This is a genomic window from Nostoc sp. PCC 7107 (genome assembly GCF_000316625.1).
In the GTDB taxonomy this organism is placed as follows: domain Bacteria; phylum Cyanobacteriota; class Cyanobacteriia; order Cyanobacteriales; family Nostocaceae; genus Nostoc_B.
The window spans coordinates 5,375,668-5,397,770 of sequence record NC_019676.1; the positions used below are offsets into that span (position 1 = coordinate 5,375,668).

The following is a 22,103-nucleotide window of genomic DNA, read 5'->3' on the forward strand; positions in this document are numbered from 1 at the left end:
CGTATTTTTACAGTCACGCAAGTAGTGCTGAGTGTTGAGTTCAGAAAGCGCCTGCGGCGCTAATAAAGTTACTTTCAACACTCAGCACTCAGCACTCAGCACTTAAAGACTAGACATTACTTCCCGTGCAACTGCTAGAGTCTGCTCAATATCTTCTTCAGTATGAGCCAAAGAAGTAAACCCAGCCTCAAACTGAGAAGGTGCTAAATAAACGCCACGTTCTAACATTCCGCGATGAAAGCGTCCAAATTTGGCGGTATCTGACTTTTTGGCATCTTCGTAGTTATGAACAGGCCCAGAGGTGAAAAATAAGCCAAACATGGCGCTAATATGGCCCCCGCAAGCTGCATGGCCAGTTTCTTTGGCAATTCGCAGTAAACCGTCTGATAGCTTTTGAGTAATTCGGTCAAGATACTCATAAGTTCCAGGTTTTTGTAGCAATTCCAGGGTTTTAATACCAGCAGTCATTGCCAAAGGATTTCCGGAAAGAGTTCCTGCTTGATACACAGGGCCGGCGGGAGCAATCATGGACATAATCTCTCGCCGTCCGCCGTAGGCTCCTACTGGCAAACCACCACCAATGACTTTACCGAGTGTTGTCAAATCGGGAGTAATGCCAAATTTTTCTTGAGCGCCACCGTATGCAATCCGAAAACCTGTCATGACTTCATCAAACACTAATAAAGCCCCATGTTCATGGGTTAGTTCCCTGAGTCCTTCTAAAAAGCCAGCATCGGGAGGAATAAACCCAGCATTACCCACAACTGGCTCTAGAATTACACCAGCAATTTGGTCACGGTTTTCTGCAAATAAGGCTTTGACTGCTTCCAAGTCATTGAAAGGAGCCGTTAGGGTACTGCTAGTTGCGGATTTCGGTACTCCTGGGGAGTCGGGTAAACCAAGTGTTGCCACACCCGAACCCGCTTTTACCAAGAACATATCAGCATGTCCGTGGTAGCAGCCTTCAAATTTGATGATTTTCTCACGGTTGGTAAAAGCCCGCATCAGCCGCAAAACAGCCATACAAGCTTCTGTCCCAGAGTTTACAAATCTGACCATTTCGATGCTAGGAACAGCATCAATAACCATCTCTGCAAGGACGTTTTCGAGAACTGAAGGCGCTCCAAAACTAGTACCTTTTTCTAAAGCTTCGTGGAGTGCTGAGATGACTTCTGGATGAGCATGACCGCAAATTGCTGGCCCCCAAGTGCCTACATAGTCTATGTATTGGTTGCTATCAACATCCCAAATGTATGCGCCTTTAACACGGTCAAAAACTATGGGTTGTCCGCCGACAGATTTAAATGCTCTGACAGGAGAACTGACTCCTCCTGGCATGAGGTTCTGGGCTGCGGCGAAAATTTCTTGTGATTTTGTGGTTTTAATTGTGGTGTTTACCAAGGCTGTCTCCTAAAAAATGACAAACAAAAAAAGCTCTATCTTAGGATAGGGTTAAATACTGTGCAGAATTTCTATCGTATAGGAATTAGCTGAACCAGGAAAATAACAACCATGTTGTACAAGTCCAATGATGACTTGCCTCTAGAAATCAGGACTCGGTTATCTGAGGCATACCAAGAGCTTTACCGTGCAGCTTTTAACTCGGCTCTCCATTGGTATGGTGAAGCATCGAAGGCTCACCAAGTGGCGTTAAGTGCAGTTAGAATGCAGTCTGCAATGGACAGAAATGTTGTTGTTTCAGGCTAAATAATAAATTTTCATTTTCATAAAACATACCAGCTGTCATATTGAGAATGGTATCGTGAATCCATTAATCATTGTTGTTAGAGTCAAGTAAGCTGGTATGTTTCCTACCGAATCAGATTCATTGCGTCACGCTATTCCCGTTGAAAAAATTCGCTACGATGAACGGGGTTTGGTAGCGGCGATTGTGCAGGACTATTTAGATGGCACAGTGTTGATGATGGCGTGGATGAATCGGGAGTCGTTACAAAAGACTTTGGAATCTGGGGAAACTTGGTTTTGGAGCCGTTCCCGGCAAGAGTTATGGCATAAGGGCGGAACTTCGGGACACATTCAAAAAATTCAGAGTATCCGTTATGACTGCGATAGTGATGCTTTGTTAATTGGTGTGGAGCAAATTGGAGATGTTGCCTGCCATACTGGTGAGCGCAGTTGTTTTCATCAGGTAGATGGCAAAATTACGCCACCACCAGCAGACACATTATCTCAGGTGTTTCAGGTGATCTGCGATCGCCGTGACAATCCCACCGATAGTTCTTATACTTGCAAGTTATTTGCAGGTGGCGATAATAAGATTTTGAAAAAAATTGGGGAAGAATCCGCTGAGGTAGTGATGGCTTTTAAGGATGATGAGCCAGAGTCTATTACAGGCGAGGTGGCAGATTTACTTTATCACACCTTGGTTGCCTTAGCTCATCATCAAGTTGATTTAAAGGCTGTATACCGAAAATTGCAAGAACGCAGACGGTAGCACAACAAGGCAAAAGTCAAAAGGAAAAAGGAAAAAGGAAAAAGGAAAAAGAAAGAATAGTGATACCACAAGTCTTTTAGCAATTCCAGATGGTCTGTAGAGAATAAAAATAGGGGCGAACGGCCGTTTGCCCCTACTAATTCTGACTTCAAACTTCAAATTTTTTGTAATTCTTATCATTCGCTGAAATTTTCCTCACTGATTCCACAGGGTTTCCACAGGCATTTTAGTAGTTTTCCACAGACACTCCACGAGATGATCAGCACTTGCGATGTTACTGGGGATTTTTACTTCAAAGTTATCGCTTAGTTCAGTAACTGAGTTTCTGTGAAGTTATGTAACAAAAACTTAACCCTAACTCTGATGATTGCGTCAAGATTTATTTTTTGAAGAAGTGGTTTTAACATTTCGCAGCATTGACAAACCCACCCCCTCTTGAAGCACAATGATGCGACTGGCACTTTTTTCTAGCCCAAGTTATCTGGGGAACTCAAAACATTCCTGAGATGTTTGGAGGTGAAAGAAGCGGCAATTTCCATTCTTTGCTTCAAGAGTGCCAGCAAATTCGCTTGATCGACCTCAGAGAAGGAAAATCTCATGAACGCAACGGTGAGCATTTTTACGGAAATTCCCGAAACACTCCATGAATCCCTCAAAAGCTATTTAGAAACTCACCCTGATTGGGATCAAACTCGTGTGCTAACAGCAGCATTGTCACTGTTTTTACTCCAAAATGGAGATAGCGATCGCCGTGCTGCTCGTGTTTATTTAGAAACTTTATTCCATAACTGCTAGTTATGTAGTAGGTGATAGGGGACAGAGTTTAAAGTCTTTTGCGCTTGTTGAAATTTCCTGATATCTTAACTGTCTTGGCGATCGCTATACTAATCAGGACTTAGGTAAAAACAGAATACATAATAGTCAGGGCGAACATTTGTTCGCCCTGACTTAGTCTTAATTATGAAATAATTAATTCAAGGGTTGGTTTCTAATTGCGGAGAATGAGTAGGACATTCAAACTTATAACCTACACCACGTACAGTCTGAATTAATGCTGGTTGGCTGGCATCAACTTCAATTTTCTTCCGAATTTGACCGATATGTACATCTACAACCCGTTGGTCGCCAACATATTCATAGTCCCAAACCTCTTGAATTAGTTCGGCTCGTCGCCAAACCCGCCCAGGATGGCTGGCTAAAAAATGTAACAAGTCAAATTCCAAGGCTGTTAGAGGTACTGGTAGGTTGTTCAATGTCACTTCCCGACGGACGGGATCGATCATCAGTTTTTCAAAAACTAGGCGTTTTTGCTCTGCTGTTGTCACCACCCGCTGTCGTCGCAAAATAGCAGCAACTCTGACTTCTAACTCTCCTAGACCAAATGGCTTGGTGAGATAGTCATCAGCACCTTTAGCAAAGCCGCGAATCTTGTCAGCTTCATCCGCACGGCTAGTGAGCATGAGAACAAACACACCATTGCGACTTTGCATCTCTTGGCAGAGGTTGAACCCAATAACGTCTGGTAAATTTACGTCTAAAATTACCAAGTCAGGGTTAAATTGCTCGAATAGCGCTAAGGCTGTTTTACCATCCTCAGCCGCCTCCACCTGATAGTTCTGCTTAATCAAAAAGCGTTGGATTAAGTTGCGAACCGCAGGGTCGTCATCAACTACAAGAATCTTGGCAGGAGCCATGACCATCACTTTGCACAAAAATTCATAAGATTAACAGGAGAATTGCGTATTTGGGATTGTTACATAACCTTTGCTAGTGTTACCCGCACTTGAGATGCTGGTACTTTAATCGCTAGTCATGGCAGTTCTGTAACTTAGGAAAATTTCCTACTCCCAATTACGTGGTAATTTAAAGCTTTTCAATTTTAATATCGATAAGCATATCGATACCACTAGTGATTGTGAAGCTAGTTCATCTAAATTGCCTCAAGGCACGGTAAATTGCCAAATTTGAAACATAAAAATTAATTTTTTCATAAAAAAATAAGTTTTAAGAAGTCTTGGTTCAAATTCTAGAGTAAAGCTCTCACTGGTCAACGACATGAGGGGATACACTGAGTTCTAGCAATATGTTAAAGTTGCTATAGTTAAATTTCCTGGGTCAGTTTAACTTACCCGTGCTACTATTCCTGGTAGAGCATATAAGTTGCTTGCAACATTTGTTTAAATCTAGGCAAAACCTAAAGTTGTTTTCCAAAAAGCCAAATACCGCCGCTGACTAAGGTTGAAGTGTAAACTCCCATGAGCGATCAAAATCCCTACGACAAACTTGGGGTGTCCGAAGATGCAAGCTTTGATGAAATTCAGGATGCTCGCAATCGCCTATTGGAGCAACACAGTGGCGATGCTAAGAGTCTGGAACTCATTGAAGCTTCTTATGACGCGATTTTAATGGATCGGTTACGGATGCGTCAGGAAGGCAAAATCAAAGTACCTGAGCGAATCCGGTTTCCAGAACTACGAGTGCAATTTCCTCCTAAAGAAGTTTCCACTCCTCGTGAACAGTCGCCTGCATGGCTACAAAGAATATTAGATCAGCCAACAACGGCAGATGTACTGTTACCAGGTGCTTGGTATTTGGGTTTGAGTGCTATTGGTATTTTTTATCCTGCCACGGGTGATCAAGTTTTACAGTTGGTGTTAGTGGTTGGGGTCGGTATTAGTGTTTACTTTCTCAATCGTAAAGAAGGTAAGTTTGGTAGAGCCGTTTTGCTAACGCTGATTGGTCTGATACTAGGCTTAATTATTGGTGGATTGGTTGCAAGCGGGCTTTCACCACAAATAAGTTTGTTTGGGCTGAATACTGAGCAATTTTCTACGGTGTTCACGTTTATATTATTGTGGTTAATTAGTAGCTTTCTGCGCTAATATATAAAGTTTTGAATGGATTATGGGTAGCAGATGATTGTGTCTGTTACCCATTTTTTACTATCTGAGAGTTAGAGTACTCTTTTCTAAGATGAGAGCCACTGCTGAACTTAAATCGGGAACAATTAAGTCGGGGTGGTAAAGTTCTAGTTGAGTGCGATCGCGGATACCAGACTCTACAGCTATAACTTTAATGTTGTGGGTTTTAGCCGCAGTAATATCGGCTTCTGTATCTCCTACCATCCATGTATCATTAACGGGTGATAGTTCTTGTAATGCTTTTGCCATTAATAATGGCTTATCTTCAATGTCACGAGTCTTAACATAATCGTTACTTAGGCAATAACAGCGATTTTCTGGGAAAAATTTACCTAAATCAAATTTTTGGAAGGCAAAGTCTAATTCCCTAACTCGCCTCATGGTCATGACAGCTAAGTCAATTCCCGCTGCTTGAATTCGTAACAGTGCATCTACAGCACCAGGTACTAGGGTGTCATACTCAAAATAAGATTCTGTATGTACTGTTTTCCGCCGTAGTTGAGAAAATTCTTGTGCTTGCGCTTCATCAAGGCCAGAATTTAAGGCAATTTGTTTTTCGGGAATGCGCGATCGCTTCTGTTGCCAAAATTCAGCTTTATTCAGTTGTTGTACCGCTTGTCCTGGACGTTGAGTTTTTTCTAAACAATATTGATAAACACGATAGTACCGTTCAGAAACATCAACAATAGGGCCGTCGAAGTCGGTAAATAGTCTTAGCATCGGCGGAATTTTAGTGTTAATTTTTCTTAAGATTAACTTACTTGTGTATCAATAGTCATCAATCACTAGAGTAGTGTAAGTTGGGTTAAGCATTGCATAACCCAACTTCTGTTTAATTTACTAGTACAACAAGGCAAAAGTAAAAAGTCAAAAGGAAAAAGAAAGAATAGTGATACCACAAGCCTTTTAGCAATTCCAGATGGTCTGTTTATTTACGCCGACCTGTACTAGTCTTTGAACGTTGAAGAATCAATATTCAGCAAACGGCGTACAGCTTGTTCTATATCTGTTTCTTTGATTAAAGATTCTCCGATTAAAACGGCGTTGGTACCGGCTTCAGCCATAAGGGATAAATCAGTATGGGTGTACAATCCTGATTCACTCACGACGATCGCACCTAAGTTTTGGATTTGCGATCGCCTGGCTGCTAGTAGTCTTTGAGTTGTGCCGATATCCACGGTAAAATCTACTAAACTCTGGTTATTAATCCCAATCAACCGAACATCATCTAACTGCAATACCCGATCAAGTTCTGCTAGGGTATGTACTTCTATTAAGGCATTCATCCCTAAATAATGAATTATGCGTTGAAAATCTTGCAGTTGCCTATCTGTAAGAATTGCGGCTATTAGTAGAACTGCATCTGCACCTGCGGCTCGTGCTAAATAAATTTGGCAGGGATCAATAATAAACTCTTTGCAAAGCAGTGGTACTGATACTTTGTGGCGAATTATCCGCAGACTTTCAAAACTACCTTGAAAAAATGTTCTTTCAGTGAAAACAGAAATACAAGCAGCACCAGCACGTTGATATGCTTTGGCGATCGCAATAGCATCAAAGTCTGCACGAATCATGCCATAACCAGGTGATGCTTTTTGAATTTCTGCAATCAGACTAGGATTATGAGGACTTTGTTGTAAAGCTGTTAAGAAATCTCGTACTGTTGGCGCAGCTGTTAACTGACGTTGCAAAGAAGCTAAAGACATGTGTTGTTGAATCTGTGCTACTTCTTGCTTTTTCTGCCACACAATTTCTCTTAACATCGGTTGGAGATGAGAATTCACAGTAGTCATCGGATAAATCATAAGTTGCAAAAAATTGGCAGATGAACTAAATCAGAAACTATGAAGCATTCCCCTCGGTCAAGTTCCAGTTACACCAAAACTTTTAGTGGAGGAATGAAAATATCATCAATACTTTGTGAACTGTAGTAGGCTATAAACGCTAATGTATTGCTGTTTCAAGATATGAAAATTAGCCAGAAATACTCTGGCCAATGATTGGATTTATTCAGTGTAGTTAATGCTGTACAATCACTGATAGCAAATGGATTTTCTAAGAGCGTACCCAATTTGATTTGATGTCAAAAACGCCTAATTTTTGTTCGGAATCTTTTGCTTCTTTTTGCTTTGCGCCTTCAAGTAAGTAGTTATTTTTTAGAAGGCGAATGTAGGTGCGGTATGGGATGTAATCTATAGGGTTATAACCAGAAAACCGGAGCATTAAAACACATGCCCAGGAATACTTACCGGCAATAATTGCTTTAACAATTTGTTCAACTTGTTCTGTATTAATTTTTTTGGCGTTTTGTAGGTTATCGAGTTGATGCATAAAACCCTCTTTCTGGCTTTAGGCTCCAGATTTTATAGTTTGGATTGTATCTAACATCAAAAACTCTGTTCAGGGTATCCGCTTATTAGTTCACGGATATAAATAAGATGTAGTAAAGGCTATATAATTGATAATTCCTTTCACAATTAAACAAATATTGTCAACCCATAAGCGCTGGGATTGATTTGTTTTTATGTTTGGAATAGCTGACTGGATGGCTGTTCACAGGCCTGAAAAAAGTTTTGACTCGGAACTACTTTAAATAAATCACCCTGGCTAAAGTAGTCAAGTGCCACCTCAACTAATTTCACATACTCACCTGTTTCATGGTCAGCGTTGTGTGTTGGTAGAAGATGTTAATCCCTGTTTGCGTGGTAGATTGCTGTTGCTGCTTGTGATATCTGGCGCGATCGCTTTGTGCCGAGAAAGTGAAAGCTTTTTCTCTGATGGTTAATTCCATTGAGGGATTTAAGCTCTGCCATTCTGGATATTCGTAGCTACTGGTGAATAAGCCTCTACGCTGAGAATCCAGGTGAAACAAGCTGGCAGTGTCCATTTTAACTTTAGTGATAGTGCGCGATACACGAACATCGCCAAAGGTATTGTAGGTCGGTGAATCACAAATCATCGGCATTTTTTTGAAACTGTTGCAGGGAGTGTAGCGCGATCGCCTGATTTTCCAATTAATCTTGCTACATCAACAAAACCAGTTTGACACTACAGCACAAATAAAATTTGGAAATAGGGGTGGATTAAATCAACTAGCATTATGATCTGCTGAGTGAATTTATAAATATCCTGCCCCTATGAATAAACCGTGTTGCAGAAGCTGCTTCTTTGTTAAGACTACTGAATATTAGGTCGCAGATATATGATCATTGTTTTGCTAGACCTATCTGTTTTTTCGCTCTTGCAATTGATTAAATTTTGTCAAGACTAATGGAAAAAATGCTGCAAATGGAATCTGTTTTGGGGACATAACGCTGTCTAGATAACAATAAATGTGTCCATCTAATGAATTTAATGTATTCTACAACACATCAAATCTTAATTTTTTTTATTTCTTCAGAGGGACGTAAAGTTGATTTATTTACTTATTTCATCTGTTAATTTGTCTTGATTGGTAAATTATTTATATCCCTAGATAGATGATTTGGTCTATTATTTTATAGTTAGATTCCATAGGGAGTAAAATCTAAAAAATCAATGCAACATTAAAAAAGCTAAGAATATAAAATACGCATATATTTGACAAAAATATATTTTTGTGGATGAGTAAGAAAAGTAAATATATGTCAGTTTACATTACAATAGCCACGCTGTAAGAATTTTTATTGTATTTAAAATGATGTATGATTGTTATGTAAATTTATACTATTTGGCTCTAACCTAATACTAATTATTTATTAGATGGTGGGACTTAAAAATACAGGTTTTGATTAGGGAAATATGATAATTGTCTCCTGAAAGTTGCGATGAATTAGCAATGAAATTAAAGTAATCTTTATCTCATCTATATAAAAACATTACTTTATAACAAGAAATGTTTTTTATCAATCAAAAGTCGAAGTGATATCTTTTTATTGGTAGAATATTTTTAAATAAATCAGCGGTTTCAATTATTTTTTAATTTTCCTTTGCTATTGCCATTAATGATTTACAGTCTAAATCCGGCTGTGAAAATTGCCAATTCTCCGCTATATGGATTTAGTGTTAACTAGGTACAAGGAGTGCGAGATATGAATACTAACGGCTACACGTTAGCTCGTTCCATCTCGAAATCGGTGCTAAAGCCACAATCCGAGTTGTGGGGATTTAACTACTTTTGTAGGTGTAAGAGTGATGAAATAGTAGAGTTAAATATGCACACTTTGATTGAGGAATTAAAAGAGGTTAACAAACATTTACTGCAAGAAATTGTAGAACGAAAGCAGAAGGAGGCAGGTTTAGAAAAATCTGTCACTTTACTTCGTTCTATGTTGGAATCAACGGCTTACGGTATGATTGCAGTTAGTTTGGAGGAAGATATTGTTAGTTTTAATCAACAATTTGTCCAGATGTGGCAGATTCCCAACTCTCTGAAAATATCGAGGAAAAGTTTTCCATGCCAAGCTTTTTTTGAGAATCAACTCAAACAGCCGCAACTATTTCGGGATTCGATGTGGGAGATGAAGTGTGATTGTCAGAGCGATCGCTACGATATTCTAGAGTTGAAGGATGGTAGAGTCTTTGCTCAATACTCTAAACCGCAGAAGGTAAATCACGAAGTGATTGGTAGAGTCTGGAGTATTTGGGATATTTCCGAACTGAGCCAAGCTTTAGAACAGTCTAAACAACTGGGTGAATTGAGATCGCAATTTTTATCTATGCTTTCTCATCAATTACGTACACCGTTGAATGTAGTTTCATTTTCTAATAGCTTACTCAAGAGATACATTAATGAATGGACAGAGGAAAAAACTAAACCATTATTAGATCGCATTCAAATGGCTGTAGAACAACTCAGCAAGATGCTAGACGACATTATTTTTTTTGCCAAAGCAGAAGCAGCTAAACTCCACTTTGAGGCTAAACCATTGAATGTAGTGCGGTTGTGCCATGAGATTGTGGCACAAATCCATACCTACAGTAGCCAAACCAGAATTAATTTTGTCAGTCAAGATTGCTGTTTTACTGCTTTTTTCGATAAAAAATTGCTGGAGCCAATACTGAAGAACTTGCTCGACAATGCAATCAAGTATTCTCCGTCAGGCGCTGTGGTGGATTTCCAACTTTCATGGGAACAAGAGACGGTGATTTTTCAAGTCACGGATAGGGGTATTGGTATTCCCACAGCAGATAAAGCGCGGCTATTTGAACCATTTTATCGAGGTAGTAATATTGCTAATCTACCGGGTACTGGACTAGGACTAGCAATTGTGAAAACTCTGGTTGACTTACACGGTGGTCATATTGATATGAAAAGTGAAGTTGGTGTAGGCACAACTTTTACTATTATGCTGCCATCAATGAAATAAAAGTTTTGTATGAGTTTTTTCAACCTGCCACAAATCTTAGTAATAGAACAATGATGCACACATCGTCGCCAACAATTCTGGTCATTGAAGATGATGCTGTTACCCGCAATCTCTTCTTAGAGAGTTTACAAGCTGAAGGTTATGAGACAATCGGTGCAGAAAATGGTCGTATTGGTATTCAACTGACACAAGAGCATTTACCAGATTTGGTAATCTGCGATATCTTGATGCCAGATATGGATGGTTACGATGTTTTAAATGCTTTGCGTCAAGACCAACTGACAGCGATTATTCCTTTTATTTTTTTGACTGGTAGTGATACTAAGGATGCTTTACGTAAGGGTATGGAGTTGGGTGCAGATGATTATTTGACCAAACCTTTAACTGTTGAGCAATTGTTGAGGGCAATCAAGATTCGATTGGAAAAACAAGCTTTGCTCAGATATTGGTATGCTACTCAAACACGTCAAATATCGGAATCTATACCTGCAAACATCGCGGTGTCGAAAACTCCTGAGCCATTTTTCCCTTCAGTTCCTCAATTCAAAGAAGTTTTCGACTACATTGAAGCTAATTATCACCAAGGAATTACTTTATCTAAAGTTGCTGAGGCGGTGGGTTATTCCCGCGCTTATTTAACTAATAGAGTTGCGAAACAAACAGGCGAAACTGTCAATGGCTGGATTGTTAAGCGGCGAATGATAGCGGCGCGTTCTTTGTTGAAGAATACTAACCAAACCATTGAGCAAATTGCACTGGCTTTAGGTTATCAAAATGCTTGTCACTTTTCTCGCCAGTTTCGACAGCATCATGGCATACCTCCTAAACATTGGCGAAAAAAGCAGGAGTTTCTTAATACTTGCACTCAGTTGGAAAAGTGCTTACCTGTTGTTCAAACATAATTTTAATTATTCTTTGGCTGAGACAACTGTTGAATTAATAGTTGCACACCCAAAGCTATCAAACCTATCGCTACTATGCCAAATATCCCGCTGCCTAAAGCAACTATACCAACAACTAAGGTACGTACCGCAGAGGTAATTTTGATGACGAGTTCATTATGAGAATGGACGGGTTTGCTGGCAAAGCTAGTAGCGATCGCAATCATCAGCGAATATAAAGCATAGGCCATTCCACTGGAAATGATTGCGCCTGTAACGCAACGTAGTGGTGATGCTTGCGCCTGGGTTGCTGTTTCTTGTGGTGTAATGTTTTCACTCATAAGTTAAATCAAAGGTCAAAGGTCAAAAGGCAAAAATTAAAAGGCAAAAATTAAAAATGAAAATTTTTTTTACTTTTTACTTTTTACTTCTTACTTATTCAGATGCTATCTGAATGCCATGTGTAATGGTGCGAGTCACGAACAATTCTAAATCTTCATGGGGTATTGCTGCTCTGATGGATTGTTTCACGGCTTGGGCTTGTGGTTCAGATTCAATAATTGCAAAGACACTCGGCCCGGAACCAGACATCATTGTTCCAAGAACTCCCGGTTGAGTTGCAAAAAGTTCGCGTAGTTGCATAACTTGGGGATGAGCAGGTAAAATAACACGCTCTAAATCATTGTGCAGTTTTTGGGCAATTTCGGCTGTATCTTGATGGACAATGGCTTTGACTATTTCACCAGAATGAACTGCGGTGGCGCGGGCGGCTAAATCTTCGGTAGTTTTAAGATAGGTATAACCAAATTCTTGACGATAGGTTTTGTATGCCCAAGGGGTAGAAATTTCTAGACTGCGATATTTGGCTAATACTATATATATGTGATCTAAATTTGGCAGTGGCGCAAGTTTTTCACCTCTACCTGTGGCGATCGCTGTTCCACCTGCGACACAAAATGGTATATCTGAACCTAGGGTAGCGCCCAATTCTTCAATTTCTGTTTGGGTAAGTCCCAAGTTCCAGAGTAAATCTATCCCGACTAATACTGCGGCGGCGTTTGTCGAACCTCCCGCCAACCCAGCCGCGACGGGAATATTTTTCTCTAGTGTAATTTCCACTCCCCCATGTTTAGCAAAGGCTTCGGGAAAGTGTTTCGCCATCAATTCTGCGGCGCGATATACCAGATTAGTTTTATCTGTGGGGACTTGGGGATGGTTACAGTGAACGCGAATAGTTTCGTCACCGATGGCGCGAATATTAATTCGGTCGGCGAGGTCGATGCTTTGCAAAATCATGACTAACTCATGATAACCATCAGCGCGATCGCCAATGATTTCCAGATACAAATTAATTTTGGCAGGAGCAATTAAACTGTAGGAACGCATTTTCAAAAAAATTAAGGATAAGGATTAAGTGTGAAGTCTGAAATGAATACTTCATACTTCAGATTTCACACTTCCCACTTCATTAGCAAGAGTTACCCATTGCTGAGTGCTGATATCTTCAGCCCTAGCTTGGGGATTTATTTCTAATTGTTCCAGTAATTGGGTCAGGCGATCGCGGTCAATTACAGATTGCAAGTTATTCCGCAACATTTTCCGCTTTGCTCCAAATCCTAACTTTACCAGATTCTCTAATCTGCGTGGGTCGTTAGCGAGAATTTCCAACTGACGCGGACGTAACCTGACAACTGCTGAATCTACTTTTGGTGGTGGATAAAATGCACTTGCCGGAACGTTACAAATTAACTCACATTCTGCCAGATATTGCACCCTAACTGATAATGCTCCAAAAGTTCTTGACCCGGCTTTGGCATACAATCTTTCTGCCACTTCTTTCTGAATTAATAGCACTATAGAATCGAATGGTTTGGGGTTAGGATTAGTGATAGTTCCTAATAATTTTTCGATGATTGGCCCGGTAATATTGTAGGGAATATTCGCCACTACTTTATTAGATTTTTGGAAGTTAGGAAATGCTGCTAAATTCGTTTCTAAATCTAATGCGAGGAAGTCACCTTGTAATAGTAAAAAGTTTTCTTTAGTTCCCAACTGTTTAACTAATAACTTACATAAATCTCGGTCAATTTCCACTGCTACCAAAGCCTGTACTAAAGGTAGTAATTGACGAGTTAAAATCCCCGTACCTGGGCCGATTTCCAGGATGCGGTCATTTGTACTACACTCTGCCGCCTGGACAATTGCGTTGAGTACCTTATCACTTTTGAGCCAATGCTGAGCAAAAGCCTTGCGCGGTTGTACCATCTATTTTTCTTATCCTGTAATGTTTTGGGAGTTTGTTGAAAAATCCATTTCTTACTTTTTGCTTACTTTAAAATGTAAATATTTGTCAAAAAACACAGCATTTTTTTGTCAAAGAATATTATTTATGGTATGCAAATAGGCGATCGCAACTTCACCTTACCCATTGCAATCGCCGATCATCATCTAACTCAGATTATCAGGATCGATACCCAAAGCGCGTAACCTTTCCCGCAGACGAGCATTTTCTTGTTCAGCTATTTCCGCACGTTGACGTTCAGCTTCCGCACGTTGGCGTTCAATTTCCACAAGTTGGCGTTCAGCTTCCGCACGCTCATCACCAATTAATAGCAAATTACCTTGTTCATCCCACCAACGCAACCAAGGTAATTCTACATTTTGATAACGACCTTGCCAAATGCCTAACTCCACACCTATCGGCGGAATTGCATAACGTCCTCTATCATTGGGAAGCATTTTTTCGTAATGATTTGCGATTAATTGATAGACTTCCACCGATGCTTTTCTAACTTCGTAAATACCATAATAAGGAGGACGGATAATATTTTCGTAAATCCAAAATTTCCCCTTGTAAGGAGTTTTATCTCGTTCTTCCTCTCCATTACCCGACACAAATTCTAAAACAATCAATGGCGCAATCAATTCTTGCCAAAACACATAAGAACGACGAAATTCACCATTGAGACTTGGGGGAACATTCGGAACATAAAACCAATCTGGTGCTTCTGCACCTTTTTCTGGCGGATCTGTTAACCGCCAGTAGATACCAGAATCTTGACCAATACAATAATATCCATCGGGGTGAATTTCTTGTAATCGTGGCAGAATAGAATCAGTTAATAAGATACTCTGGGGATGTTCCTGGAAATTTTTCACAAAATTGCCGTCAGAATCTGGTAGCTGAGTGTGGTCTGGTAAAGACAGATTTTTGTCGGCGATGACCATTGTATTACCTCACCGAAATCGTAAAAGCGCATAATCTAGTGTAGCTAAATCTGCGTTCAGTAAAACGGGCGTACTAGTTACCGTGTGTGAAAACTTTTGTGCGATCGCATCGCTGATAATTAAATACAGTTCAATTAAGATCACCCCATGTTTCTACGTGATACAGAAGATTTATGCGAGAATGCTAAATAAAAACTGAGCATAGATATGTCAGACACACCACCAGACAGCATTTTGATTGTCACCGACGACGTAGCGCCAATTACCATTCCTGGCGGGACAAAAGGCGGTTTTAGCAACACAAAAGGCTGGGGAGACGAAGCAAAAGAACCTTCCAGCACAAAAGGCGATGCAGTTCCCGTCTCCGCGCAAAAATTAGAACAGAACATGACTCAGTTTCTGCAATTGGTAGGACGCTTGTTTAGTCGTGCAGAACAGCAAGCAAATTCTAAAATGCAGCTTGAAGAAATTGAACTATCAGTAGAAATTAGCGGCGAAGGTGAAGTCAAGTTAATTGGGAGTGGTGCAAAAGCCAGTGGGAAAGGTGCGATAAAGCTGACATTTAAGCGACAAGAACCAAAGTAGATGGCGAAAAATTGGGCGATACCTACGGCAACCCGAAGCGGGAACGCAGTTGGCATTAACTAAGTATAATTATTTGCAACCGCGAAACTAAAGCATGGCTAAAAATTGGGCGATCGCAGTTGGCATTAACAAGTATGATTATCTGCAACCGCTAAATTATGCCAAGCGGGATGCAGAATTAATCCAGCAGTTTCTTCGCAACGAGGCGGGGTTTGAAAAGATATTTTTCTTCACCGATGACTCACCGGAAATTGGCGGTAAATCAACTCGTCCAACTCGCACCAACTTACTGCGAGTTTTACGACAGTTATTTAATCAACCCTTCATGGGTGCGGGTGATAACTTTTGGTTCTTTTTTAGTGGACATGGGATACGCCATGCTGAACGTGATTATCTCATGCCTTTGGATGGGAACCCCACAGATATTGAAGAAACGGCGATACCCATTAACTTTGTCACCGAACGGTTGCGGTGTTGTGGTGCAGATAACGTTGTGTTGATTTTAGATGCTTGTCGCAACCAAGGTCAAAAAAGTGGTGAAGGTATAGGGAGACAGACGGCTGAGGAAGCACGTCAACAAGGAGTGATTAGTATATTTTCCTGTAGTCCCCAGGAATATTCTTATGAAATTGAGGCGTTACAACAAGGTGCTTTTACTACGGCGTTGTTGGAAGGGTTAGGAGTTCGCGGACAATGCGCCACGGTGGAGAGATTGAACCAGTATCTCTATCATCGTGTGCCGGAAATTGTGCGTCAGCATAAAAGTGCGAGACAAACACCTTATATAATTGCGGAACCTGTAAATAAATCTCACCTGATACTTGTACCGCGATATGCAACCTTGGCGGATATTGCGACGTTGAAAATAGATGCTTATCGCGCTCAGAGTAAGAGAGACTTGACTTTAGCAAAACAGCTTTGGATTCGAGTCATAGCGGCTGCATCAGGACAAGATATGGAAGCTATAGAAGCGTTGGAAGAAATTGCTCGACTGCGAAATAGTTTTGCAAGTCCTAATATACCTCAACAACCCCAGCAACCAATTTCATCTAAGTCAGTTACAACTACACCGCCTCCAAAGCCAGCCTCATCACGGACTAATAATACTCCTTTAAATCCAAAACCTATTACACCAAAATCTTCAACAACTTCTTTATCACCACCAGCATTTAACATATCGCGGCGAGGGGTAATTCAAATAGTTGGGTTTGCGGGTGCTGGTTTGGGTTCAGCAATTATAATCCCGCGCCTTTGGCCGTTTCATACAATTTAGCCGTAGGTTGGGTGCAGCGATAGCGTAACCCAACAAATGATACGCCGAAAACCGCAAAATTTCTCAACTACAAAAATTAACCCTGCAATTGGTGTTGGGTTACGGCGCAATCCAGTATCGTGTGGCTTTTGATGTCTTTTGTGCGCCTCCACCCAACCTACCATCTGATAACTGTCAAAAAACTCCATATCCTGTATATTCTCTCATTTCAGGAGCTTGAAATCCTAAAACAATATCATCTTTAGGAAACCCTCGCTCTACGAGTTCTTGAGCCACTCTCATTTCCGTCATATTCTGCTCAATTGAAATTTTTCCCTGCTTAATATCCAAATGTAAAACACAGCCGTAAACTCGCCGATGACCATCCCAACCCACATTCATAACCATATAATGGTTTTGTTTTGTATCAAAAACAGTGTAGCAATCAATCTGACCATTTGCTATGGGAATAGCAGCATAAGCCGATATTGCGATAAGACTCTAGGGTATCCATTGTAAAATTACCTCTTGAATCGGGTCATAAATAATTTGTTTAATTTGATATCTCTCTACAGATATTTGGGCAAATTCCCGCTTAAAAAAGGCTTCGTAAACACCTATAAGCACTGCTAAATATAGAATCTGAGTTGGATCACTAATTTCTAAAGCAAGCCGATAATTCAAGCTGAATTTTTGTGGAGAGCGTATGGCTGAATCAACACCTCCGCCGGAATTCCCAAACAGGAATGCAAACGCCGAATCATATCTAGTGTTAGTGGTTGCTGGCGATGCAAAACAAGAGTCACTTCCCCACGATTTCCAATAATGGACTCTAAATCCTGCCAAGATAACCCACGGGATTCGAGATAGTATAAGATTGCCTCAATTGGGTCTGGTGGAATGATGGGATAATGTTGCTGTTCATAAACTTCCACCAAAGTTGTTAAAACTTCCAAGCGATCGCATTCTGGTGTATTTTTTTGGGCATCAAATAACCGTGCAATTTCATCAAGCACTGCACGATAATCAGCTTCGTTTCGGATAGGGCGGAGTTCCAGCATCTACTTCACCTTTTTCCAATTATATCTGCATAAAGGCGATCGCAATCTCCCGTAGGTTGAGAAGCCACTTGCGTGGGCTGGTTTCCCGACTTGAGCAAAGTGGCCTTGAAACGCAGTGTAACCCAATAAATAAAGCTGAATTTTTGTGGAGAGAGTATGGCTGGTAATTAAGCAATTCCCAAAGCCACTCTCGCAAGAATAGAGACGTTGCAATACAACGCCTCTACATCTGGGTTATTGCATCAAAATTTGCCGGATTAAAATACTCATCACCTCATCTGGGTTAGCGGTTGGTAGCAGTGGACTCCAATCGCCCACACTGGCGTAACCATTCATTTGCAAATGGTGAATTGTATTAGTAACAGCTTTAGCAGAACCCATCAGAATATGCTTTATCGGTTCTCTGTGGGAATTGCAGGTGGGTGTAGTTGAATCTTCGTTTGGGTACTGTTCTAGTTTTGATTGTGTCATCATTATATTTAGACTCCGATAGTGGGTTGAGATAAAGGCGATCGCCCTCCGGCCAAAGATGTGTGCGATCGCCTTTATCATGTCTTGATATTAAGGTATAATTTTATACTTGTCAAGTATAAATGCAAAAGTTATTGTTAATAATTATCCAGTTTGAAGAGGTATTAAATAATAGTAATTAGTCAGGCGATCGCTTTGAACACTCACCATTTTTTTGCTCAAACAAGTAAAAAATACTTTAAAATCATATACATAGGTATCAGCAGTCTATTATTTTATAATCATGACAGCTATTACATTCAACCTCAACTCAATTGTTCAAATCACCGACGAGCAATTTTATCAACTGTGTCGAGAAAATCCTGATGTCAAATTTGAACGTAACGCCGAAGGAGAAATAATTGTTATGCCACCTACAGGGGGAGAAACCGGAAGACGTAATGCAGGATTTACCGCAGACTTTGTAATTTGGAATCGCACATATAAACTTGGTGAAGTATTTGATTCTTCCACCTGTTTCAAACTTCCCAATGCTGCAAATCGTTCGCCTGATATAGCGTGGATAAAAAAAGAGAGATGGGATGCACTCACACCACAAGATAAAGCCAAATTCCCCCCAATTGCGCCAGATTTCGTTTTAGAGTTAATGTCTCCTAGCGATGACTTGAAAGAAACTCAAGTCAAAATGCGAGAATATATAGATAATCAAGTCAAACTTGGTTGGTTAATTAATCCTCAGTCCAAGCAAGTAGAAATTTATCGTCAAGCTAAACCAGTAGAAATTTTAAATTCGCCTACACAGCTATCAGGTGAAGATATACTACCAGGGTTTATTTTAGATTTAGGAATAGTTTGGAACTAATTGATTATTTGCGGCTTTCTGGTTGGATAACGGGAATTTCAATCACAAATTCTGCCCCTTTTTTGGGTGCTGAGTTGCAATATAATTTTCCACCATGTCTATCTACCACAATTTGATAACTAATTGATAGACCTAATCCTGTACCCTTACCGACATCTTTAGTAGTAAAGAAAGGGTCAAAAAGTTTAGCAATCGTATGTTGATTAATTCCCATACCATTATCTGATATACGGATAGCGATACGGTTACTATTAATAAGTTCCGTGCGGATACAAATTTCTCCCTGTTCGCCAACAAACGCATCATCTAAAGCATCAATAGCATTACTCAAAATATTCATGAATACCTGATTGAGTTGACCAGGATAACACTCAATTAATGGTAACTTACCATATTTCTTAATAACCTCAATCTCTGGATGATCTTGTTTACATTTGAGACGGTTATGTAGAATCATTAAAGTACTTTCTATACCTTCGTGAATATCTACTTGTTTGAATTCAGCTTCATCCAAACGTGAGAAATTCCGTAAAGATAATACAATCTCACGGATGCGTTGAGTTCCTATTTGCATAGACTGAAGTAGTTTAACTAAATCAGTTTTGAGAAATTCTAAATCAATATCTGCTATTTCTGCTTGAATTTCTGCGGGAGGCTCAGGAAAATATTGTTGATAAAGTTCTACTAGTCCTAACAAATCTTTAGTATATTCACTGGCTGGAATCAAATTACCGTGAATAAAATTCACTGGATTATTAATTTCATGGGCGACACCTGCAACCATATTACCTAAAGAAGACATTTTCTCACTTTGAATAAGTTGAGATTGAGTCCGTTGGAGTTCTGATAAAGTATTTTCTAAATTTCTGGCTTGTTCTTGTAATTCAATCTGAGCTTGCTTGCGTTCAGTAATATCAGTTGATACACCTAATATTTGCTTAACTACACCATCAGCATTCCGGTTAAAGGGCGTTTCTCGGCTGTATAACCAACGCCATTCATCATTTACGGTTCTTAACCGGAATTCAGATTCAAAAATATCTCCATCATTGGCAGTCAGTAATTTTGTATGATTATTTATTAGAATTGCTAAATCATCTGGATGTATAATGTTTGGCAGCACATTTTCTCCCATTTCTTGAATTGTTTCGACAGAGTAGCCAAAAATAATCGCAATTTCTTGATTTGCATAAACATTGCGCTGTTCTTCTAAATCAAAAATGTAGAGAATATTAGGAGAAGAATCAGCGATACGTTGAATAAAGTGTTGACTGGCTTGAAGTTCGGCTTCTGCCTTTTTGCGGGCTGTAATATTCAAAGTTGAACCGACAATGCGATAAATTCTACCTTGACTATTTTTCAAAGGGTTTAAAGTAGTGAACCACCAAGTTTCTTCACCATCAAAAGTTAAACACTCCTCATAATTGATATTATCACCAGCATCTACACAGCTTTGATAACGTTGAGTTATGGCAGCACCGTCAACTTCACCATGTAATTCTTTTGGAGTTTTACCCACAATCTTTTCATGATTAATCCCAACGATTTTTTCTGCTGCTGAGTTGCACCCAGCAAAACGAAATTCACCATTTTCGAGAACATTAACCACGAAGATGAAGTGAGGAAATCCATCGTAAATAGTGCGTAAAAATTGTTCTTGTTCTTGTAATTGGGCTTCTGCTTGTTTGCGATCGCGGATATCACGCGTAATCGTTGCCATACACCAAGGTTCACCAGTCTCAGGGTTGTTGATTACGAACATATTGTAATCAACAGGGATGGGTTCTTCTGTTTGAAAGTGTCGGAAACGATGTTCTTCTTGCCAGACACCATGTTCCATTACCGCAGGAATAAGCCGTTTGTGGATATCTTCTCTGTCTTCTAGACAAAAGAATTGATCAACTTTTAAGTCTTCACTAAAACCTTGATTACCTAATCCCACTAGCTTTCGTCCGGCTTCATTTAAAAAAATAGGTTTTCCTGCTAAGTCAGCACAGCCAATAAAGTCACTGCTATTTTCAATTAAGGAAACGAAGAGTTGGCGTTCTTTTTCAGCTTGTTTACGTTCTGTGATGTCTGCAACAGTAACAACTAGTTGATAAATATTAGCGGAACTGTCAAAAAGAGGTGTGACATTAGACAACCACCACATTTCTTGTTCATCACGTAAAATAGGTTCTTCAAAAAATACACTCTTGCGAGATTGGATACATTCTCTGTAGCGTTGGCGATAATGATTTGCCACATCAGCAGATAGTCCTTCTGCCATTGTTTTGCCAACAAAAGGTTCCAGGGGTATCGGGCTAAGGTTGAGAATGGCAGGATTAAATTTAACGAAACGAAACTCTGTACCGCCATCTAAGATATCTAAAACATAGATACCATAGTCTACACCTTCCCAGATACTTTGCAAAAACTGTGCCTGTTCTTTAAATTGTTTTTCAGTTTGTTTGCGTTTACTAATATCAGCCAAGTAACCATACCAGATAATTGCTCCGTCTGCTTGCAGTTCTGGTCGAGATACACCACGCACCCATCCTTGTTTACCAGAGGTATTTCCTACACGCCACTCATATTCAAACCTTTGCAGAGTTTGGGCAGATTGCATAATTGCCGCTTGCAACCCAGACAAATCATCAGGGTGAACATTAGCAAATCCCACAGTCGCATCTTCTTCAACTTTTTCTGGTTCTAGCCCTAAAACTTCTCGGCATCCCGAAGAAACAAAGGGGAAAGACATAGTACCATCAGGATCAAGCCGAAATTCATACAGCATTCCGGGGACGTTATCTGCCAACTTCTGGAATCTAGCTTCACTCTGGCGTAAAGCTGCGGTGCATTCCTCTAATTGCTGATTTAGTTGTTTGAGTGCAATTTCCACTGAGTTTCTATATAAATCGGCGTGTTGAAACTGGGCAACTACCTGACGCAACTCCATGAGTTCTGTTTGCAGAGAGTCGTAAGTATTTTTATTTACAGTAATCAGGTTGCCAGCCATAGTTTTATTATTTGCCTATTGGGGAACTGAAGTGAACTTAA

General features: G+C 40.0%; 25 protein-coding genes. 9 read left to right on the top strand and 16 right to left on the bottom strand.

The window, feature by feature from the left end; genetic code table 11:
- Positions 1 to 102: 102 nt before the first annotated feature.
- Entirely contained in the window at positions 103 to 1,401 is a 1,299-nt protein-coding gene (gene hemL / locus NOS7107_RS23015; protein WP_015115338.1) for a glutamate-1-semialdehyde 2,1-aminomutase, read from the bottom strand.
- Between the two features lie 111 nt (positions 1,402 to 1,512).
- Here hemL and NOS7107_RS23020 point away from each other — a divergent pair, with 111 nt between their 5' ends.
- From NOS7107_RS23020 to NOS7107_RS23030, 3 genes are all read left to right on the top strand, one after another.
- Positions 1,513 to 1,707 carry a ChaB family protein gene (locus NOS7107_RS23020; protein ID WP_015115339.1) on the top strand — a complete coding sequence of 65 codons (195 nt, stop codon included), beginning with the start codon at positions 1,513 to 1,515 and terminating at the stop codon, positions 1,705 to 1,707.
- A gap of 97 nt (positions 1,708 to 1,804) precedes the next feature.
- Positions 1,805 to 2,455 carry a bifunctional phosphoribosyl-AMP cyclohydrolase/phosphoribosyl-ATP diphosphatase HisIE gene (gene hisIE, locus NOS7107_RS23025; RefSeq protein WP_015115340.1) on the top strand — a complete coding sequence of 217 codons (651 nt, stop codon included), beginning with the start codon at positions 1,805 to 1,807 and terminating at the stop codon, positions 2,453 to 2,455.
- Between the two features lie 597 nt (positions 2,456 to 3,052).
- Complete coding sequence (locus NOS7107_RS23030; RefSeq protein WP_015115341.1) at positions 3,053 to 3,250, top strand: DUF2811 domain-containing protein; 198 nt, start codon at positions 3,053 to 3,055, stop codon at positions 3,248 to 3,250.
- A 179-nt stretch (positions 3,251 to 3,429) separates the two neighbouring features.
- On the opposite strand, the gene NOS7107_RS23035 is transcribed toward NOS7107_RS23030, so the two are convergent.
- Positions 3,430 to 4,149: a response regulator transcription factor gene (locus NOS7107_RS23035; RefSeq protein WP_015115342.1), complete on the bottom strand. Its 720-nt coding sequence runs from the start codon at positions 4,147 to 4,149 to the stop codon at positions 3,430 to 3,432.
- Between the two features lie 561 nt (positions 4,150 to 4,710).
- Between NOS7107_RS23035 and NOS7107_RS23040 the strand changes: the two genes are divergently transcribed.
- Complete coding sequence (locus NOS7107_RS23040; RefSeq protein ID WP_015115343.1) at positions 4,711 to 5,337, top strand: CPP1-like family protein; 627 nt, start codon at positions 4,711 to 4,713, stop codon at positions 5,335 to 5,337.
- A gap of 60 nt (positions 5,338 to 5,397) precedes the next feature.
- On the opposite strand, the gene NOS7107_RS23045 is transcribed toward NOS7107_RS23040, so the two are convergent.
- The 4 genes from NOS7107_RS23045 to NOS7107_RS23060 form a co-directional block, all read right to left on the bottom strand.
- A complete protein-coding gene (locus tag NOS7107_RS23045; protein WP_015115344.1) occupies positions 5,398 to 6,096 on the bottom strand; it encodes an HAD family hydrolase in 699 nt (232 codons plus the stop codon).
- A gap of 227 nt (positions 6,097 to 6,323) precedes the next feature.
- The gene (gene trpC / locus NOS7107_RS23050) at positions 6,324 to 7,181 is read right to left on the bottom strand and encodes an indole-3-glycerol phosphate synthase TrpC (protein ID WP_015115345.1); all 858 of its coding nucleotides are present in this window, start codon (positions 7,179 to 7,181) and stop codon (positions 6,324 to 6,326) included.
- A 250-nt stretch (positions 7,182 to 7,431) separates the two neighbouring features.
- Positions 7,432 to 7,707 carry a HetP family heterocyst commitment protein gene (locus NOS7107_RS23055; RefSeq protein ID WP_015115346.1) on the bottom strand — a complete coding sequence of 92 codons (276 nt, stop codon included), beginning with the start codon at positions 7,705 to 7,707 and terminating at the stop codon, positions 7,432 to 7,434.
- Positions 7,708 to 8,014: 307 nt separating this feature from the next.
- Positions 8,015 to 8,341, bottom strand: a complete 327-nt coding sequence (locus NOS7107_RS23060) for a hypothetical protein (RefSeq protein WP_157374115.1) — start codon at positions 8,339 to 8,341, stop codon at positions 8,015 to 8,017.
- Positions 8,342 to 9,446: 1,105 nt separating this feature from the next.
- On the opposite strand from NOS7107_RS23060, the gene NOS7107_RS23065 reads away from it, so the two are divergent.
- Both NOS7107_RS23065 and NOS7107_RS23070 read left to right on the top strand, forming a co-directional pair.
- Complete coding sequence (locus tag NOS7107_RS23065) at positions 9,447 to 10,724, top strand: PAS domain-containing sensor histidine kinase (protein WP_015115347.1); 1,278 nt, start codon at positions 9,447 to 9,449, stop codon at positions 10,722 to 10,724.
- Between the two features lie 50 nt (positions 10,725 to 10,774).
- The gene (locus tag NOS7107_RS23070) at positions 10,775 to 11,626 is read left to right on the top strand and encodes a response regulator (RefSeq protein WP_015115348.1); all 852 of its coding nucleotides are present in this window, start codon (positions 10,775 to 10,777) and stop codon (positions 11,624 to 11,626) included.
- 2 nt (positions 11,627 to 11,628) lie between these two features.
- Here the strand turns inward: NOS7107_RS23070 and NOS7107_RS23075 are convergent, their stop codons facing one another.
- From NOS7107_RS23075 to NOS7107_RS23090, 4 genes are all read right to left on the bottom strand, one after another.
- Entirely contained in the window at positions 11,629 to 11,946 is a 318-nt protein-coding gene (locus tag NOS7107_RS23075) for a DUF3082 domain-containing protein (RefSeq protein ID WP_015115349.1), read from the bottom strand.
- A 94-nt stretch (positions 11,947 to 12,040) separates the two neighbouring features.
- On the bottom strand, positions 12,041 to 12,991 hold the full coding sequence (ispE, locus tag NOS7107_RS23080) for a 4-(cytidine 5'-diphospho)-2-C-methyl-D-erythritol kinase (RefSeq protein WP_015115350.1): 951 nt from the start codon (positions 12,989 to 12,991) through the stop codon (positions 12,041 to 12,043).
- A 51-nt stretch (positions 12,992 to 13,042) separates the two neighbouring features.
- Positions 13,043 to 13,870 (bottom strand): 16S rRNA (adenine(1518)-N(6)/adenine(1519)-N(6))-dimethyltransferase RsmA, encoded by an 828-nt coding sequence (gene rsmA / locus NOS7107_RS23085; protein ID WP_015115351.1) that lies wholly within the window; start codon positions 13,868 to 13,870, stop codon positions 13,043 to 13,045.
- A gap of 183 nt (positions 13,871 to 14,053) precedes the next feature.
- Positions 14,054 to 14,833: a Uma2 family endonuclease gene (locus NOS7107_RS23090; RefSeq protein ID WP_015115352.1), complete on the bottom strand. Its 780-nt coding sequence runs from the start codon at positions 14,831 to 14,833 to the stop codon at positions 14,054 to 14,056.
- A 207-nt stretch (positions 14,834 to 15,040) separates the two neighbouring features.
- On the opposite strand from NOS7107_RS23090, the gene NOS7107_RS23095 reads away from it, so the two are divergent.
- Together NOS7107_RS23095 and NOS7107_RS23100 are read left to right on the top strand one after the other, a co-directional pair.
- The gene (locus tag NOS7107_RS23095; protein ID WP_015115353.1) at positions 15,041 to 15,418 is read left to right on the top strand and encodes a hypothetical protein; all 378 of its coding nucleotides are present in this window, start codon (positions 15,041 to 15,043) and stop codon (positions 15,416 to 15,418) included.
- 94 nt (positions 15,419 to 15,512) lie between these two features.
- The gene (locus NOS7107_RS23100; RefSeq protein WP_015115354.1) at positions 15,513 to 16,691 is read left to right on the top strand and encodes a caspase family protein; all 1,179 of its coding nucleotides are present in this window, start codon (positions 15,513 to 15,515) and stop codon (positions 16,689 to 16,691) included.
- On the opposite strand, the gene NOS7107_RS23105 is transcribed toward NOS7107_RS23100, so the two are convergent.
- The 5 genes from NOS7107_RS23105 to NOS7107_RS23125 form a co-directional block, all read right to left on the bottom strand.
- Positions 16,688 to 16,879, bottom strand: coding sequence for a hypothetical protein (locus NOS7107_RS23105; RefSeq protein ID WP_044500269.1), 192 nt, complete (start codon positions 16,877 to 16,879; stop codon positions 16,688 to 16,690). The two genes, NOS7107_RS23100 and NOS7107_RS23105, sit on opposite strands and share 4 nt — an antisense overlap.
- The gene (locus NOS7107_RS23110; protein WP_157374274.1) at positions 16,866 to 17,165 is read right to left on the bottom strand and encodes a XisI protein; all 300 of its coding nucleotides are present in this window, start codon (positions 17,163 to 17,165) and stop codon (positions 16,866 to 16,868) included. Before NOS7107_RS23110 ends, NOS7107_RS23105 begins: the two co-directional genes overlap by 14 nt.
- Before the next feature lie 6 nt (positions 17,166 to 17,171).
- Entirely contained in the window at positions 17,172 to 17,354 is a 183-nt protein-coding gene (locus NOS7107_RS23115) for a XisH family protein (RefSeq protein ID WP_253274474.1), read from the bottom strand.
- Entirely contained in the window at positions 17,351 to 17,731 is a 381-nt protein-coding gene (locus NOS7107_RS23120; RefSeq protein ID WP_015115355.1) for a type II toxin-antitoxin system HigA family antitoxin, read from the bottom strand. Before NOS7107_RS23120 ends, NOS7107_RS23115 begins: the two co-directional genes overlap by 4 nt.
- Positions 17,732 to 17,965: 234 nt before the next feature.
- Entirely contained in the window at positions 17,966 to 18,202 is a 237-nt protein-coding gene (locus tag NOS7107_RS23125; protein ID WP_253274563.1) for a hypothetical protein, read from the bottom strand.
- A gap of 283 nt (positions 18,203 to 18,485) precedes the next feature.
- Between NOS7107_RS23125 and NOS7107_RS23130 the strand changes: the two genes are divergently transcribed.
- Complete coding sequence (locus NOS7107_RS23130; protein ID WP_015115357.1) at positions 18,486 to 19,064, top strand: Uma2 family endonuclease; 579 nt, start codon at positions 18,486 to 18,488, stop codon at positions 19,062 to 19,064.
- 4 nt (positions 19,065 to 19,068) lie between these two features.
- Here the strand turns inward: NOS7107_RS23130 and NOS7107_RS23135 are convergent, their stop codons facing one another.
- Positions 19,069 to 22,062, bottom strand: a complete 2,994-nt coding sequence (locus NOS7107_RS23135; RefSeq protein WP_015115358.1) for a PAS domain S-box protein — start codon at positions 22,060 to 22,062, stop codon at positions 19,069 to 19,071.
- Between the last annotated feature and the right edge of the window lie 41 nt (positions 22,063 to 22,103).